The organism is Pseudomonas sp. CAU 1711 (assembly GCF_039888625.1).
GTDB lineage: Bacteria > Pseudomonadota > Gammaproteobacteria > Pseudomonadales > Pseudomonadaceae > Aquipseudomonas.
Genome location: NZ_JBDQQT010000009.1, coordinates 195,674 through 210,626, shown reverse-complemented (window position 1 = coordinate 210,626; position 14,953 = coordinate 195,674). Strand labels below are relative to the sequence as shown.

Sequence of the window (14,953 nt, the reverse complement as noted above, 5' to 3'; positions counted from 1 at the left end):
CGCTATCGAACCTGTGGATGGTGCGTCGACATTTGCTGGCGAATGCAGGAGAGGTGCGTCTGTAATACGGAAAATGGCTGCCGCGAGGTGCTTGCGGCGGCCAGAAACACCGAAATGAGCGAGCCATCTGGTCGATTTTGACCCACTGGCCGCTTTCAAAGTTGGCGAAGGCCGAAGTCAGCCAGAAAAACCGGTCTAGTTCAGACCTTCCCTAGTACTACAGAGTTTCCGCTAACTCCGACGCCGCATTTTTCGCCTTCCCGGCGAGTTACTTTCTCTTTGCTTGTGCAAAGAGAAAGTAACCAAAGAGAAAGCACACCCGACATCCGGGTCTCGCTGCGCGAGACTCCCCTCGCTCCATCATTGCTCCAGGGGCCCGCCGCGAAGGGCCATCCATGGCCCATCGCGTCTCTCGCGGCATCCATGCCGCTCAACCCCTTACACAACGATTCCACTCAGCCTCCTGACGGGACCCGATCCCGGCCCGAGCTTTGGGTGTACTGGTGAAGCTGTGGTGGTGGCGTTTGGGTTTGTTGGTGTGGGTTGGATGTTCTGGATGGTTCCCACGCTCCGCGTGGGAACCCCTCCGGGGACGCTCTGCGTCCCGCAGACGCGGAGCGTCTGTGGCTGCGTGCCCACGCGGAGCGTGGGCACGATCACGGACTGAACCGTAGGGTGGGCAACCGCGTAGCGTTGCCCACCATGGGCGCGGCTGGTGGATAAGCCGCAAGCGGCGTTATCCACCCTACGGTGAGGTGGTTCGGTGATATTGGGCAAACCGACGACGCCGAGCTGCCTGAAACGCGAAACCCTCATGCGCGCAGACTCCCCGTCAGCAGGCCGAGTGGAGGTGTTGCGCAGGGAGACGAGCCGCATGGATGCGGCGAGAGGCTTAAAGGGCCATGGATGGCCCTTGTAAGCCGGCCCCCGGAGCGGCACCGGAAGGAGGGGAGTCGAGCGCAGCGAGACCCGGATGTCGGGGTGCGCTTTCTTTTGCTTACTTTTCTTTGCGCAAACAAAGAAAAGTGAGGCGCCGTGCAAGGCGCAACCTGTAGCCGAAAGCCGAGGAAAGCGCTTCGAGAAAACAGCAGAGCCTGGGCCACCAGAAAAGAAGCACGTTAGGTGATCAATCGCGGCAACTACCACAGCCATGAACAACGCATCCCTGCATATCGAATACCACGACCTTACCGCCAACTACTGGCCCAACGCCATCCCCCAAAAGTCGTCCCCCCCTACAGGAACGCTCTGGTAAAACCTCTCACAGGTATCAAGGAGGCACCTCGATGAGCGACCCATTCACGCTGGACCTGCACACCTACCTCAACCGCCTGGGCTACAGCTCGGCGCCGCCACCCACCCTGGCCACCCTGCGCGAACTGCAGGCCCGGCACATCGCCGAATTCCCCTTCGAAACCCTCGCCAACCTGCTGCATACGCCGGTGCACGTCGACCCGGCCACCGTGCAGGACAAACTGCTGCGCCAGGGCCGGGGGGGCTACTGCTTCGAACTCAACCAACTGTTTCTCCTGCTGCTGCAGGCCCTGGGCTTCGAGGCGAGTGGCCTGACCGGGCGGGTGGTGATGAACCAGCCCGAAGACGTGTTGCCCGCCCGAACCCACCTGCTGGTGCTGGTGACCATCGACCGCGTGCGCTACATCGCCGATGTCGGCTTCGGCGGCATGGTGCCGACCGGCCCGCTGCTGCTCGACAGCCAGGAGCAACAGGAGACCCCGCACGAACCTTTCCGCCTGAGCCTGGTGGACGGCACCTACACCCTGCATGCGCTGGCGGCCGATGGCTGGCGCAGGTTGTACCTGTTCGACCTGCAGCCTCCCGCCGAGATCGACTACGAGGTGGGCAGCTGGTACGTCTCCACCCACCCGGACTCGCCGTTTCTCGGCCAGTTGCTCGTCGCCCGAGCCGGCCATCGCCAGCGCAAGACCCTGAACAACGGCAGCTTCGCCATCCACCGCCTGGGCGAGCCCAGCGAGCGGGTGCAGTTGCCGGATGTCGACGCGGTGCTGCAGGTGCTGCGCGAGGAGTTCGCCATCCGCGTGCCCGAGCATCCCCAGTTGCGAGGCGCGCTGGAGCGGATGCTCGCCGACGCCAAAGCTCGCCAATAGCCGAATGCTGTTCACTTAGTGGCATCGCGGCCACGGCCGGACTTTTCTGGGTTCAGGTCTGCGGCTGTTGTTCTCCCTCTCCCCCTGGGAGAGGGCTGGGCGGGCCGCGGGCGGATGAGGGACTCGCCGAAACACCCTCACCCCCAGCCCCTCTCCCGGCGGGAGAGGGGAGCACTTAGGGCACCTTTTACCGGGACAACATCCAAACGAGGGCATTGCGCAGTGTGTCCTCAGGCAGACACAAGCCAGAAAAACGCCGCGGCACTGTAAAGAGGTCGCGGCGTTTTCTTAAGTGAACAGCATTACGCCAATAGCCGGCAAAACTCTGCGCCCCGCAGACGCGGAGCGTGAGCACGATCACGACTGGCCACGCCATGGCTGAGAACTCGGTCAGAGCTAGCTAACCCAGCGCGCCTGCCGCACCACCATATGCACGAAGCCGTTGTCGCTCGGCGTGCGATAGGCACCGATGGCCCCCAGGTGCTTGGCCATCACCGCCGTCATCTCCCAGCCATCGGCCGGCTCCGCCGCCCAGATGGCGCAGGCCAGCTTGAGCAGGCCCAGCGATTCGCCCAGCTCGCGGATGGCGCGCGAGCCGGAGCGTACCGGCTCCAGTAGCGAGTCGTTGGCCCAGGCCCACATCCAGGTGTCGGACTGGCTGGAGAAACTGCCGACGAAATCGATATCGCATTCCAGCACCGGCTTGCCGCCATTGGAGAACACCAGGGTGGCGTTCTCCTGGTACCAGTCCCAGCGCTCGTACTCGCCGATACCGTAGGCCTCCATGAAGCTGGCCTGGCGTTCCTGCAGGTACGCGAAGCTGTCGCCGATCAGCTCGGCCAGGGACTCTTCGTCCTGCCGCCAGTTGCGCTCGCGGATGTCGCAGTAGCATCTGGCGCAGACCATCTTGATGCCGGCGAAGGCCTCGGAGCGCTCGTTCCATTCGCCCTCCCGCTCCAGCACGGCGTCGCACTGGTCGCACCAGGCATCCGGATAGGCGTCGTCGGGTTGCTCCGGGTCGTGGCCGACATTGAATCCCTGGTTAGCTCCGGCATGCAGGTGCTGGCAGATGAAGGTGGCGGGGCCGGTCCCGTGCTCACCACATTCAACGGATAGCTCTTCGTCGATCATGTTCTTTCCTTGTGAGAGGTTGCCACAGGGGCATTAGGCTGAGGAGCGGGCAGTCAAATATGTTTCAGCAGGCTCCGTTCCGGCTGCTTCGGGTCGTAATACACCCGCACCCGCTGCCCCACCGGGTATTCCGCCAACTCCCGCCGGGCGTTTTGCTCGAAGCCGTACTTGGTCGGCCGGATACGCAGGCGATGACCGGTGTAGTTGACCCCACCCACGCTGTACGAATACTGCACCCGCACCTCGTACTCGTAGCGGTTTCCTCGCCAGCCTTTCTCCGTCGAGGTCTTGTGACTGCTGGCGATGCGTGAGGCGATGATCACCCCCTCGGTGGTTGGCCAGTCGCGCGAGTCGCCCATCTCCAGCGCCTGCTGGATGCCGAAATACAGCATTGCGCCGAGGGTCAGGGCGTAGAGCAACTTCTTCATCGCGTGTCAGGTCGTCTCTGTTGAGGGATGCCGACCTTAGCGAAGTGCCCATGCGCCGCCTAGTCCCGGCCGAGACAGGCGCCGGCGGCCGGGGTTGCACGATCAACTATCCTCAAAGGTGACAGCCGCCGCAGAGCAGTACAGCGCAGTCGCGGCGGCGCCAACCGGCTCGCGAGGTGATGCCATGCGCCACCCACTCGCCTGCACCCTGACCCTGGCCCTGCTGCTGATCGTCAGCGAGGCCCTGGCCGGCGCTGGCCCGGTACTGGTGCTGGAAGTGCAGGGGCCGATAGGCCCGGCCAGCAGCGACTACCTGGTGCGCGGCCTGGCCCATGCCGAGGAGCAGGGCGCGCAACTGGTGGTGCTGCGCATGGACACTCCCGGCGGGCTGGACAGTGCCATGCGCGAGATCATCAAGGCCATCCTCGCCAGCCCGGTACCGGTGGCCACCTTCGTTTCCCCCAGCGGCGCGCGGGCGGCCAGCGCCGGCACCTACATCCTCTATGCCAGCCATGTGGCGGCCATGGCCCCGGGCACCAACCTGGGCGCGGCCACGCCGGTGCAGATCGGCGGCATGCCGGCGGCGCCCAAGCCTGGTTCGCCCAAGTCCGAAGACGAGAAGAGCGAGCCGACCGCCGATGAGAATGCCGCGGCGCTGACGCGCAAGCAGGTCAACGATGCCGCCGCCTATATCCGCGGCCTGGCGCAGCTGCGCGGGCGCAACGTGGAATGGGCAGAGCAGGCGGTGCGCGAGGCGGTCAGCCTGAGCGCCGAAGAGGCGCTGCAGCAGCAGGTGATCGATTATCTGGCCGCCGACCTGCCGGCGCTGCTCAAGCAACTGGACGGCAAGCGCCTCAAGCTGGCCGGCGGCGAGCGTGTGCTGCAAACCGCCGGCGTGGTACCGACCGAACTGGCGCCGGACTGGCGCACGCGCCTGCTGGCGGTGATCACCAACCCCAGCGTGGCGCTGATCCTGATGATGATCGGGGTGTACGGGCTGCTCTTCGAGTTCAGCAACCCGGGCACCGGCATCGGCGGGGTGGTCGGCGGCATCTGCCTGATCCTCGCGCTCTACGCCCTGCAGCTGCTGCCGGTGAACTACGCCGGCCTGGCGCTGATTCTGCTGGGCATCTGCCTGATGGTGGCCGAGGCCTTCCTGCCCAGCTTCGGCATACTCGGCCTGGGCGGGGTGGTGGCCTTCGTGTTCGGTGCGCTGATCCTGATCGACACCGAGGCGCCCGGCTTCGGCATTCCGCTGGGCCTGGTGCTGGCGGTGGCGGCGCTCAGCGGCCTGTTGATCCTCGGCATTGTCGGCCTGGCGCTGCGCGCGCGCCGGCGTGCCCAGGTGGCCGGCGACGCCGGGCTGGTCGGCAGCTTGCTGGAGGTGGCCGGGCTGCAGGCGGGCGATCCGCAGCTCGGCTGGGTACGCTGGCAGGGCGAGAACTGGCAGGTGCGCGGCGACCGCCCGCTCAGGGCCGGCCAACGGGTACGGGTGCTGGCGCGCGACGGCCTGCGCCTGAACGTGAGCGCGGTGGACGACGAGCCGCCGCAAGGAGATCGAGCATGATGCTTCCCTATGGTTTCGCCCTGTTCCTCATCCTGCTGGCGCTGGTGGCCTCGGCGCTGCGCATCTTCCGCGAGTACGAGCGCGGCGTGGTATTCACCCTCGGGCGCTTCTGGAAGGTCAAGGGGCCGGGGCTGGTGGTGATCATCCCGGTGATCCAGCAGGCGGTGCGGGTGGACCTGCGCACCGTGGTGCTGGACGTGCCGCCGCAGGACGTGATCACCCGCGACAATGTGTCGGTGAAGGTCAACGCGGTGATCTATTTCCGCGTGCTGGACGCGCAGCGGGCGATCATCCAGGTCGAGGACTTCCACGCCGCCACCAGCCAGCTGGCGCAGACCACCCTGCGCGCGGTGCTCGGCAAGCATGAGCTGGACGAGCTGTTGGCCGAGCGCGAGCGGCTCAACGCCGATATCCAGCAGGTGCTGGACGCCGCCACCGACGCCTGGGGCATCAAGGTGGCCAATGTGGAGATCAAGCACGTCGACCTCAACGAGTCGATGATCCGCGCCATCGCCCGCCAGGCCGAGGCCGAGCGCGAACGGCGGGCCAAGATCATCCACGCCGAGGGTGAGCTGCAGGCCTCGGAGACGCTGATGCGCGCCGCCGAGATGCTGGCCCGCCAGCCCGGCGCCATGCAGCTGCGCTACATGCAGACGCTGGGCAGCATCGCCGGCGACAAGAGCTCGACCATCGTCTTCCCGCTGCCGCTGGAGATGCTGAAGGGGCTGATCGAGCCGGATGGCAAGGGCTGAACGTGGGAGGAGGGCTGCCGGATGTAATCCGGGGGCGGACCCGACAGCCGCCCGCTACGGCTACCGTCGGGCGCGGCGGGATATGAGCCCACCCTCTCTCGCAGGCGGGAGAGGGGAGCAATCTTCCCGGGTTGCATCCGGGCTACGACGGCATCCGGATCACGCCTCAGTCGTCGTAATGATAGCGATGGTAGTGACGATGATGCTTGCGCCAGTGCTTGTGGCCGTAGGGCTTCACCACGATCACGGGGGCGGGGCTGTAGTAGACCGGACGCGCTTCGTAGTACACCGGGCGCGGCTCGTAATAGACCACCGGCGGCGGGGCATGGTAGACAGGGGCGGGCTCGTAGACCCGTACCGGGCGCTGGCTGGCCAGCACGCCGCCGATGAGGGCGCCGGCCGCCACGCCTATGGCCACATCGCCGCTGTCGGCCGCCTGGGCCTGCTGTGCGCCGGCCAGGGCCAGGCTGGCGATCAGGCCGGTGATGAGGGGGATGCGCGAGCGCATGGTCGAAACTCCTGTGCGAGCCGGATGTTTCCGGTTACAGCGTTCGACTTCGCCGGCTCCGATAGGCTCCCGACGGCGATGTAAATCCTGTGTAAATCCGCGCTGCGGTGCTTCTCTCACCCCTCTCCCTGGGGTGAGGGTGGTTGTCCCGGCAAGGAGGAGCCCCCGCTACTGCCTGACCAACTCCACCCGGCGGTTCTGCGCCCGCCCGGCCTCGCTGCGGTTGTCCGCCACCGGGCGCTCCTGGCCGAAACCGGCGGCGGAGAGGCGTCGGGCCTCGATGCCGGCGGCCAGCAGGGCGTCCAGCACCGCCTGAGCGCGGCGCTCGGACAGGGCCTTGTTGTCCGCCGCCTGGCCAACGTCGTCGGTGTGGCCCTCGATAGCGATTCGCAGCTGCGGGGCGGCCTGCAGCATGGCGGCAACCTCCGCCACCGCCGCCTGGCCGTCGGCCTTGAGCTCGGCCTTGCCGGTGTCGAAGTTGAGGTAGAGGGCGACGAAACCGTTGCGTTCGAGCTCGTCGAGCAGCTGGTTGGCGGTCACCAGTTGCTGCATCACGGCGATCTCGACTATGGCCAGGCGATAGCTCTGGGTCGGCGCGCTGTAGATGCCCGGTTCGACCCGCACCCAGAACTCCTTGCCGCCGGTGAGCACCTTGAGCGTGGTCTCGCCGCCGTCGCCATCGGCGGGCAGGCGCTCGTAGATCACCTCGCCACCAATGGCCTTGATCGCGTTCTGGTAGTTGCGGATCAGCTGCAGCGGGCTGGGCTGGGTCTCGACGCTGTTGTGGAAGTAGAGGATCTGCGTGGCGTTGCCTTCCAGGCTGCGCCGCTGCGGCATGCCGTCCTGGCTGCCGATGGCGAAGTCGACGGCGTTGTAGTTGCGCTGGTATTCGCTGATGTACGAGGCCGGGTAGCGGTTGAGCAGTTCGTGATCCTTGCTGCCGGCGATGTCCTCGGCGGCCTGGAGCGGGGCGGGGGCGAGCAAAAGGCAGAGCAGGATGTGCAGCTTCATGGCGGCTCTCCTCGAGATGGTCCCCCCGTTTCACTCTAGTTCAGGGGGCTCTCTGCGGCTGTCCAGCGAGGAGAGCAATCAGCGGGAAATCTTCGGAGGCGGCTCCTTCTCCGCTTGAGTCGCCAGAGCCGTGATATTAATCTGCTGCCGCGCTCAGGGACGAACGCCAGTGGTGGTTTACCCCTCCTGCGGTCTCTGCTCGCTCAACCATCAGTGCATTAAAGGACTATCCAATGCGTCGTCTGCTGTGTCTTTCCCTGTTTTCCCTGCTGCTCACCGGCTGTGCCTCTTCCGCAAAGATCGAAGGCATGACCGTCGGTGAATCCCAGGCCCGTGGCAACACCTACTCCGCCTCTCTGCAGGACAACCTCCAGGTCGGCGAAGTCAAGGGTGGCCAGGAAACCAACCCGATGTGGACCTCCGAGATCGGTGGCGCCGAGTTCCAGGGTGCGCTCAAGCAGTCGCTGGACAATGCCGGCCTACTGAGCGACAACGGCGATGCGCCCTATGTCCTGACCGCCAATCTGGTGCGCGTGGACCAGCCGCTGTTCGGTCTGGATTTCGAAGTGACCAGTTCGGTGGAGTATGTGCTGGTGGACAAGGCCAGCGGTAAGGAGTTGTTCCGCGAGACCCTGCGGACCCCCTATACCGCGGGCGTGGGCGATGCCTTCATCGCGGTCAAGCGCCTGCGCCTGGCCAATGAGGGCTCGGCTCGCGAGAACATCTCGGCGCTGCTCAAGCGTCTGAGCGCTCTGAACATCGAGGCCAAGCAGGTCTCGCTGAATCAGTGATCTCTCCGGGCGAGGCAGCCGCCTCGCCCATCCCCCGGCAAGTCATTTCTCCCATTTGTCCAATATGGCCTCCAGCTCACCGCTGGCGCGTACCTGTTCGAGGGCCTCGGCGAAGCGCGCGGCGCGCTTGCGGTCGCCCTTGGCGAAGGCGACGAAGCGCGGCATCTGCACCAGCGGGGTGGGTAGCATCCTCACCTGATCGTGGGCGCGCTGCTCCTGGACGAAGTAGAGCAGCTGGGTGCGGTCGCCGACTATCACGTCGATGCGCCCGGCCAGCAGCATGGACACCAGTTGGCGCGGGTTCTGCGCGCTGATGTCGCGGGCCAGGTCGGCCTTGTCGAAGCTGGACTCGTAGGCGTAGCCGCGTACCTGGCCGATGACGAAGGGGGTGAAGTCCTCGAGGCGCGTCCAGTCCTGCAGGGTGATCTTGTGGTTGGCCAGGAACACCGTGGAGCCGGTGCGCAGCGGCCCCACCAACTCGTACTGGGCCTGGCGCTCCGGCGTGCCGACGAACTGGAAGGCCATTTCCGCCTCGCCGCGTTCGAGCATGCGCTTGACCCGTTCCCAGGGATAGAGGCGCAGCTGGTAGTCGATGCCGGCCTGGCGCATCACCGCCGCGACCAGCTCGACATCCACCCCGCGCGGGGTGTCGTTCTCCAGGGCCACGAAGCTGTAGGGGGCGAACTGTTCGTCGCCGACCACGCGCCAGGTCTCTGCGGCCAGGGGCTGGCCGAGCAGCAGTAGCAGGGCGAGGGCAAGGGTGCGCATGGGGGGCTCCGACTGGCGGCGAGGGGGTGCGCTCCTCTGCTCTCAGACTAGCCGCGTATCAGACCTTGCGCACGAACTCCGACTTGAGCTTCATCGCGCCAATGCCGTCGATCTTGCAGTCGATGTCGTGGTCGCCGTCGCACAGGCGGATGTTCTTCACCTTGGTGCCGACCTTGACCACCAGCGACGAGCCCTTGACCTTGAGGTCCTTGATCACGGTGACGCTGTCGCCGTCCTGCAGCAGATTGCCCACCGAGTCCTTGATCACCCGCTCGTCGTCGTCACTGCCGGTCGTCGCCGTGGCCGACCATTCGTGGGCGCATTCCGGACAGACCAGCAGCTCGCCGTCCTCGTAGGTGTATGCGGAGCTGCACTTGGGGCAGGGCGGCAGGGTGCTCATGGCGGTGTCTCGGTGCTGGCGGAAAAGGGCGCACATGCTAAAGGGTTTTGCCTTTCAGGTCGCGTGCCGGTAGCGCTGCGGGCGCACGGCTCGACCAGGCACCCAGCTGGATGGCGGTCAGAGCGCCAGTCTAGGGCGAGCGGCTACGCCAGAGGCGGGTGCTTCAGGGCGCGGCGTTGGGCTGAGGCCAGTTCAGGGTGCCGCTGTCGCTGAAGCGTTGCGTGCCGAGCAGCCCGCCGCCGAGCTTGCCGCGCAACTCGTAGGGCAGGCCACGGGCGTCCCGATAGCCGGCCGCGGCCCAGGCCTGGCGGAAGAGGGAGAAGGCCGAGACGCTCAGCGGCACCCGCAGCAGGGTCTCGCCATAGCGCGGCACCTGCCCGCCCTGGTCGCTGACGCCGCTGGCCAGGGGCTGGCCGTTGACGTCCAGCTCCAGGGCCAGCCCGTCGTAGGCGAAGGGCGCGTCGTTGGGGTTCTGCACGCGCAGCACCAGGGCGAAGCGCATCTCCATGCCCTGCGCCGGCAGCGGCTCCAGACCGACCATGTCGATGCGCAGCGGGTCGCGATGGGCGAGCGAGGCACAGCCGCTCAGGGCGAGGACCAGCAGCAGGCGGGCGAGGGTGGCGAAGGTCATGCGTGCTCCTGGCGATGACGGCGGAATCGGCCGCTGGCGCCAGGCCAGGGCCGAGAGCGACGCCACTGCGAGGAGCGGCGCTGGGTCAGAGGGTGGCGGGGTTGCCGGCGCTGCTCAGGCGGCGGGCCTGCTTGAGGTAGAGGGTCAGTTCGCGGGCCGGCAGCGGTTTGCTGTACAGGTAGCCCTGACCCTCGTTGCAGCCCTGGGCGATGATGTAGGCCTCCTGCTCGGTGGTCTCCACGCCCTCGGCGATGACCTGCATGCCCAGGCTCTTGCCGAGCTGGATGATGGCGCGAACGATGGTGGCGTCGTCCTCGTCGTCGAGCAGGTCCTGCACGAAGCTCTTGTCGATCTTCATCTTGTCCAGCGGCAGGCTCTTCAGGTAGCTCAGCGAGGAGTAGCCGGTACCGAAGTCGTCGATGGCGATCAGGGCGCCGGCGCGGCGCAGGCTGAGCAGGTTCTGCGCGGCGGTGCTGATGTCTTCCATCAGGCCGGTCTCGGTGACTTCCAGCTCCAGGCTGCGCGGTGGCAGGCGGTAGACCTGCAGCAGGTTGTTGACCATGCGCGGCAGTTCGGCGTGGTGCAGCTGCACGGTGGACAGGTTGACCGCCATGCGCAGTTCGCTGAAGCCCGAGTCGTGCCATTCGCGCAGCTGGCGGCAGGCCTGGTCCAGCACCCACTCGCCGATGGCGATGATGGTGCCGTTCTGCTCGGCCAGCGGGATGAACAGGTCCGGCGGAACGAAACCGTGCTGCGGATGCTGCCAGCGGATCAGCGCCTCGACGCCGACCACCCGGTGGTCGCGGTAGTCCACCTGCGGCTGGTAGACCAGTTGCATCTCGTTGCGGCCGAGCGCATCGCGCAGTTCCTTCTCCAGTTCGCGGCGCCGACGCATCTCGCTGTCGACGCTGGCGATGTAGAACTGGTAGCGGTTGCGCGAGCGGCTCTTGGCCAGGGTCATGGTCTGCTCGGCTTTCTGCAGCAGCTTCTCGGTGCTGTCGCCGTCCTCGGGGAACAGGGTGATGCCGATGGTGGCGCGCAGGCGCACTTCCTGGTCTTCCAGGGTGAAGGGGTTCTCCAGGCTGTCGAGGATGCTCTGTGCCAGCTCGGCGGCCTCGTAGGGCTGCTCGATGTCGGCCTGGACCAGGGCGAACTGGTCGCCGCCCAGACGGGCCAGCGCGCCGAGACGGCCGCTGTGGCTGCGCAGGCGGTCGGAGAGCGACAGCAGCAACTGGTCGCCGGTCTGGTAGCTGAACTGTTCGTTGACGCCCTTGAAGTCGTCGAGGCCGACGCACAGCACGGCCACGCGGCGTTGCAGGCGGCCGGCGTCGTCGAGGATCTGGTCGAGCTGCTGCTGCAGCTGCTGGCGGTTGGGCAGGCCGGTGAGGAAGTCGTACTGCGACATGCGCAGCAGGCTGTTCTCCGCCTCGCGGCGCAGGTGGGTGTTGCGCTCGATGGACTCCAGCAGCTGGTTGGCGGTGTTGATCCACAGCCCCAGCTCGTTCTTCTCGTTGCCGTGCAGCATGGGCAGCTTGTGCTCGCTGGGGCGGTCCGGGTTGATGTTGGTCAGGTGCTCGATGATCTTCGACAGCGGTTTGGTCAGCAGCCAGTGGTAGACCATGTACAGCACCATGGCCATGGCCATGGCGCGCAGCACTCCGGAGACGAAGATGATCACCGAGGTGGTGATGAAGTTGGCGCCGTAGCTGGCGGTGTCCAGGGTGATGGTCAGGTCGCCGTAGTACTCGCTGTAGGGGCCCTTGCCGACCAGCTGGGTGGTGAAGGTCTGTTCCTTGCCGAGGATGGGGTCGGTGACCCAGCGGGTGGCGCTGGCGGTCGGCTCGCGCGAGCGTTCGGCGAGCATGGGTTCGTTGGGGTGGCCGATGGAGGCGTAGCGCACCGCCTCATGCTGGAACAGGCCCTCGATGACCTGCATGCCCATCTCGCGGTCGAGGCTGTACACGGCCTGGGTGGAGGGGTCGCGGAACATGCCGAGGATGCGCTGAGCATCGTTGGATACGGCCTGCCGGGTCTTGTAGATATCGAAGACGATCTGTCCGCAGCTCAGTACTACGCCGACCACCAGTGCCGACAACAGGACAACACGCAGCAGTTTCAGCGACAGGCTGTTTTTCAGTTCCAGCTTCAAGTGGGTATTCCTTGTTAGCGCCGGGGCACATGACCGTTCTGAGTATTGGCAAATGCGCGGTGGCCGTCAAAGGGCCATTACGTCATCGCCCGGTTTTCTGCCGGCTCGGCTTGGCGCATGGCATGGGGAAAATGCCCTGCAACGGTGCCGGCCTGGGGGTTATAGGGTATTCGGCAGCCTGGCGGCTGGCATAAGAGTTGCGATGCCTCCGTTCGTCACCGTGTCGGGGGATTCGCCATGAAGGTCTACCTGCTGTCGCTGTGTGCTCTGTTCTTCCCGCCCTATACCCACGCCGCCGCAGGCGACGAACTGGCCCTGAATACCGCCTGGGTGGTGCTTGCCAGCGCCCTGGTGTTCTTCATGCAGGCCGGCTTCGCCCTGCTGGAGAGCGGCATGTCACGGGCCAAGAACGCGGTCAACGTGATGATGAAGAACTACATGGACGGCTGCGTCGGCGGCATCGTCTTCTGGCTGGCCGGTTTCGGCCTGATGTTTGGCGCCAATGCCACCGGCTGGTACGGCATGAGCCACTTCGCCCCGCATCGGGGTGAGGCTTGGGACTTCACCTTCCTGCTGTTCCAGATGATGTTCGCCGCTACCGCGGCGACCATCGCCAGCGGCGCCATGGCCGAGCGCACCCGCTACGGTGCCTATCTGGTCGGTGCCATGGTGATCAGCGGCTTTATCTATCCGGTGTTCGGCAGCTGGGTGTGGGGCGGCACCTATGGCGGCCAGGGCTGGCTGGCCAGGCTCGGCTTCATCGATTTCGCCGGCTCCACCGTGGTGCACAGCGTCGGCGCCTGGTGCGCCCTGGCCGGCATCCTGATGCTCGGTCCGCGCCTGGGGCGCTACGGCGGCGATGGCGTGCCGCGTGCTATTCCCGGGCACAACATGGGCCTGGTGGCCCTGGGCGGCTTCATCCTCTGGCTCGGCTGGTTCGGCTTCAACGCCGGCAGCACCCTGGCGATGACGGCCGACCTCGGCCTGATCGCCCTCAATACCCACCTGGCCGCCGCGGCCGGCGCCCTGGGGGCGGTGCTGGCGCTGCGCGGCACGGCCAGCCCGGTGCTGCTCAGTACTACGGTCAACGGCTCGCTGGGCGGGTTGGTGGGTATCACCGCCGGTTGCGCCACCATGCTGCCGGGCTTCGCCCTGTTCACCGGGCTGGTGGCCGGTTTTCTGGTGGTGTTCGGCATGCGCCTGCTCGACAGCTTGCGCTTGGACGATGTGGTCGGCGCCGTGCCGGTGCATGGCTTCGCCGGCGTCTGGGGCACCCTGGCCGCTGGCCTGTTCTACACCGGCGACCCGTTCAACTGGGGCCGCGTGGGCGTGCAGCTGCTCGGCGTCGGCGCGGCCTTCGCCTGGGCCTTCCCGCTGGCCCTGGCGCTGTACTTCGTGCTGTCGCGCAGCATCGGCCTGCGCACCAGCACCCAGCACGAGCAGCGTGGCCTGGACTACTCCGAGCACGCCGAGGCGGGCTACCCGGAGTTCAGCCAGACGCTGACCTACGACGGCGCCGAACTGGCGCGGAGGGGCTGAGATGAGCCTGAGCAACCGCCGTCGCGCCATCTACACCGGGCTGGTCGGCCACCTGCCCGAGGAGGACGTACTGCCGCTGTTGTCGCTGTGGGAGGCCAAGTACGCCGACAAGCCGCCCTTCGCCCTCAACGAGTTTCTCGCCGAGGCCATGCAGCGCAGCGGCCGCAAGCTGGAGCGGGCGCGCCTGTACCGCGAGCTGGTCGGCGCGCTGACCGGGCCGGTCAGCGCGCTGCTGCCCGACCCCGAGGCGCGCCTGCGGGCCTGGCGCGGCGGCGCCGGGCTGGCGGCCGAGGAGGTGTCCGGGCCCGACGCGCTGGCGCGGCAGACCTTCGATGTCCTGAGCCAGGCACTGTTCGCCCTGCTCGACGCCGAGCTGGTGCCGCGCCTGCGCCGTTTCGCCGCCGGCAATCTCAACGGCATGCGGGTGGATGCCGAGCTGCGCCTGCGCCTGCGCAGCTGGCTGGAGCAGGGCGGCTCGCTGGGGTTGACCGCCCTGACCCTGGAGCACCTGCGCGTGCTGCTCAACCTCCTTTATATAGGTCTGTGCGAGTACCTGGGGCCGGTGGCCGCCGACCGGATGCTGACCCGCGCGGTGCAGCAGGTGGAGGCGATGCAGTTGCCGCTGGCACCGCAGAAGCTGCTCTGAGGCAGAAAGCAAGAAACCGGCTCAGACCGTAATGCTGGGATGGGGCGACGGGCTATGCCTTCCCTCTCCCATTTATGGGAGAGGGGCTGGGGGAGAGGGTTAGCCTTCCTCCGGCCACAGCCGGATCGGCTTGCCCGCGCCCGGCCACAGGCGCAGCTGGCCGATGGCGGACACGTCCCAGCGCTGCACTCGGCCGAGGATCTCGAGGAAGCGCCGCTCCTGCTCCATCAGCGCCGGCGCGCACAGCTTGCGGGTGGAACCGGCCTGTTCGAAGTGCAGCTGCTCGCCCTCGCGGCGGTAGCCGGCGAACCAGTGGTTGCAGCCGGCGCTGCCGTAGGCGCGGCCGTCGGCGCCGAGGGTGATGGTCAGGTGGCTGCGTTCGATCGGCGGGCGTTCGCCTATCCATTCCACCCGGTAGGTCTTGTCGCTCTCCAGTTGCAGCGGATCGCTGGCGCAACCGCTCAGGGCGGCGGCGATCAGGGCGGCGATCAGGGCGGGCTTCATGG

At 66.7% G+C, this 14,953-nt stretch carries 15 protein-coding genes; 6 read left to right on the top strand and 9 right to left on the bottom strand.

The features are described 5' to 3' along the window. Positions 1-1,286 precede the first annotated feature (1,286 nt). Entirely contained in the window at positions 1,287-2,126 is an 840-nt protein-coding gene (locus tag AAFN46_RS12510; RefSeq protein ID WP_347809019.1) for an arylamine N-acetyltransferase, read from the top strand. Between the two features lie 396 nt (positions 2,127-2,522). On the opposite strand, the gene AAFN46_RS12505 is transcribed toward AAFN46_RS12510, so the two are convergent. Together AAFN46_RS12505 and AAFN46_RS12500 are read right to left on the bottom strand one after the other, a co-directional pair. Next, positions 2,523-3,257: a DUF6882 domain-containing protein gene (locus AAFN46_RS12505; RefSeq protein WP_347809018.1), complete on the bottom strand. Its 735-nt coding sequence runs from the start codon at positions 3,255-3,257 to the stop codon at positions 2,523-2,525. A 53-nt stretch (positions 3,258-3,310) separates the two neighbouring features. Then, entirely contained in the window at positions 3,311-3,685 is a 375-nt protein-coding gene (locus tag AAFN46_RS12500) for a DUF3592 domain-containing protein (RefSeq protein WP_347809017.1), read from the bottom strand. Between the two features lie 184 nt (positions 3,686-3,869). Here AAFN46_RS12500 and AAFN46_RS12495 point away from each other — a divergent pair, with 184 nt between their 5' ends. Both AAFN46_RS12495 and AAFN46_RS12490 read left to right on the top strand, forming a co-directional pair. Continuing rightward, positions 3,870-5,252, top strand: coding sequence for a nodulation protein NfeD (locus AAFN46_RS12495; protein ID WP_347809016.1), 1,383 nt, complete (start codon positions 3,870-3,872; stop codon positions 5,250-5,252). After that, the gene (locus tag AAFN46_RS12490; protein ID WP_347809015.1) at positions 5,249-6,004 is read left to right on the top strand and encodes a slipin family protein; all 756 of its coding nucleotides are present in this window, start codon (positions 5,249-5,251) and stop codon (positions 6,002-6,004) included. The genes AAFN46_RS12495 and AAFN46_RS12490 overlap by 4 nt, the downstream gene beginning before the upstream one ends. Positions 6,005-6,170: 166 nt before the next feature. Here AAFN46_RS12490 and AAFN46_RS12485 read toward each other — a convergent pair whose 3' ends face one another. Together AAFN46_RS12485 and AAFN46_RS12480 are read right to left on the bottom strand one after the other, a co-directional pair. Further along, on the bottom strand, positions 6,171-6,512 hold the full coding sequence (locus AAFN46_RS12485) for a hypothetical protein (protein ID WP_347809014.1): 342 nt from the start codon (positions 6,510-6,512) through the stop codon (positions 6,171-6,173). A 168-nt stretch (positions 6,513-6,680) separates the two neighbouring features. Further along, complete coding sequence (locus AAFN46_RS12480; protein ID WP_347809013.1) at positions 6,681-7,523, bottom strand: OmpA family protein; 843 nt, start codon at positions 7,521-7,523, stop codon at positions 6,681-6,683. Between the two features lie 233 nt (positions 7,524-7,756). On the opposite strand from AAFN46_RS12480, the gene AAFN46_RS12475 reads away from it, so the two are divergent. Continuing rightward, positions 7,757-8,314, top strand: coding sequence for a hypothetical protein (locus AAFN46_RS12475; RefSeq protein ID WP_347809012.1), 558 nt, complete (start codon positions 7,757-7,759; stop codon positions 8,312-8,314). A 42-nt stretch (positions 8,315-8,356) separates the two neighbouring features. Here the strand turns inward: AAFN46_RS12475 and AAFN46_RS12470 are convergent, their stop codons facing one another. The 4 genes from AAFN46_RS12470 to AAFN46_RS12455 all read right to left on the bottom strand — a co-directional run bounded on the left by AAFN46_RS12470 (position 8,357) and on the right by AAFN46_RS12455 (position 12,262). Further along, positions 8,357-9,082, bottom strand: coding sequence for a transporter substrate-binding domain-containing protein (locus AAFN46_RS12470; protein ID WP_347809011.1), 726 nt, complete (start codon positions 9,080-9,082; stop codon positions 8,357-8,359). A 58-nt stretch (positions 9,083-9,140) separates the two neighbouring features. Further along, complete coding sequence (locus tag AAFN46_RS12465) at positions 9,141-9,482, bottom strand: zinc ribbon domain-containing protein YjdM (RefSeq protein ID WP_347809010.1); 342 nt, start codon at positions 9,480-9,482, stop codon at positions 9,141-9,143. 163 nt (positions 9,483-9,645) lie between these two features. Next, entirely contained in the window at positions 9,646-10,113 is a 468-nt protein-coding gene (locus tag AAFN46_RS12460) for an LEA type 2 family protein (protein ID WP_347809009.1), read from the bottom strand. Between the two features lie 85 nt (positions 10,114-10,198). After that, on the bottom strand, positions 10,199-12,262 hold the full coding sequence (locus AAFN46_RS12455) for an EAL domain-containing protein (protein ID WP_347809008.1): 2,064 nt from the start codon (positions 12,260-12,262) through the stop codon (positions 10,199-10,201). Positions 12,263-12,499: 237 nt separating this feature from the next. Between AAFN46_RS12455 and AAFN46_RS12450 the strand changes: the two genes are divergently transcribed. Together AAFN46_RS12450 and AAFN46_RS12445 are read left to right on the top strand one after the other, a co-directional pair. Next, the gene (locus AAFN46_RS12450; RefSeq protein ID WP_347809007.1) at positions 12,500-13,801 is read left to right on the top strand and encodes an ammonium transporter; all 1,302 of its coding nucleotides are present in this window, start codon (positions 12,500-12,502) and stop codon (positions 13,799-13,801) included. 1 nt (position 13,802) lies between these two features. Continuing rightward, on the top strand, positions 13,803-14,447 hold the full coding sequence (locus AAFN46_RS12445) for a hypothetical protein (RefSeq protein WP_347809006.1): 645 nt from the start codon (positions 13,803-13,805) through the stop codon (positions 14,445-14,447). 99 nt (positions 14,448-14,546) lie between these two features. On the opposite strand, the gene AAFN46_RS12440 is transcribed toward AAFN46_RS12445, so the two are convergent. Beyond that, positions 14,547-14,951 (bottom strand): META domain-containing protein, encoded by a 405-nt coding sequence (locus tag AAFN46_RS12440; protein WP_347809005.1) that lies wholly within the window; start codon positions 14,949-14,951, stop codon positions 14,547-14,549. Positions 14,952-14,953 lie beyond the last annotated feature (2 nt).

Bases quoted from the DNA above. Each gene is read 5' to 3' on its own strand.
- AAFN46_RS12510 (WP_347809019.1), top strand. From the start codon at position 1,287: ATGAGCGACCCATTCACGCTGGACCTGCACACCTACCTCAACCGCCTG.
- AAFN46_RS12505 (WP_347809018.1), bottom strand. From the start codon at position 3,257: ATGATCGACGAAGAGCTATCCGTTGAATGTGGTGAGCACGGGACCGGC.
- AAFN46_RS12500 (WP_347809017.1), bottom strand. From the start codon at position 3,685: ATGAAGAAGTTGCTCTACGCCCTGACCCTCGGCGCAATGCTGTATTTC.
- AAFN46_RS12495 (WP_347809016.1), top strand. From the start codon at position 3,870: ATGCGCCACCCACTCGCCTGCACCCTGACCCTGGCCCTGCTGCTGATC.
- AAFN46_RS12490 (WP_347809015.1), top strand. From the start codon at position 5,249: ATGATGCTTCCCTATGGTTTCGCCCTGTTCCTCATCCTGCTGGCGCTG.
- AAFN46_RS12485 (WP_347809014.1), bottom strand. From the start codon at position 6,512: ATGCGCTCGCGCATCCCCCTCATCACCGGCCTGATCGCCAGCCTGGCC.
- AAFN46_RS12480 (WP_347809013.1), bottom strand. From the start codon at position 7,523: ATGAAGCTGCACATCCTGCTCTGCCTTTTGCTCGCCCCCGCCCCGCTC.
- AAFN46_RS12475 (WP_347809012.1), top strand. From the start codon at position 7,757: ATGCGTCGTCTGCTGTGTCTTTCCCTGTTTTCCCTGCTGCTCACCGGC.
- AAFN46_RS12470 (WP_347809011.1), bottom strand. From the start codon at position 9,082: ATGCGCACCCTTGCCCTCGCCCTGCTACTGCTGCTCGGCCAGCCCCTG.
- AAFN46_RS12465 (WP_347809010.1), bottom strand. From the start codon at position 9,482: ATGAGCACCCTGCCGCCCTGCCCCAAGTGCAGCTCCGCATACACCTAC.
- AAFN46_RS12460 (WP_347809009.1), bottom strand. From the start codon at position 10,113: ATGACCTTCGCCACCCTCGCCCGCCTGCTGCTGGTCCTCGCCCTGAGC.
- AAFN46_RS12450 (WP_347809007.1), top strand. From the start codon at position 12,500: ATGAAGGTCTACCTGCTGTCGCTGTGTGCTCTGTTCTTCCCGCCCTAT.
- AAFN46_RS12445 (WP_347809006.1), top strand. From the start codon at position 13,803: ATGAGCCTGAGCAACCGCCGTCGCGCCATCTACACCGGGCTGGTCGGC.
- AAFN46_RS12440 (WP_347809005.1), bottom strand. From the start codon at position 14,951: ATGAAGCCCGCCCTGATCGCCGCCCTGATCGCCGCCGCCCTGAGCGGT.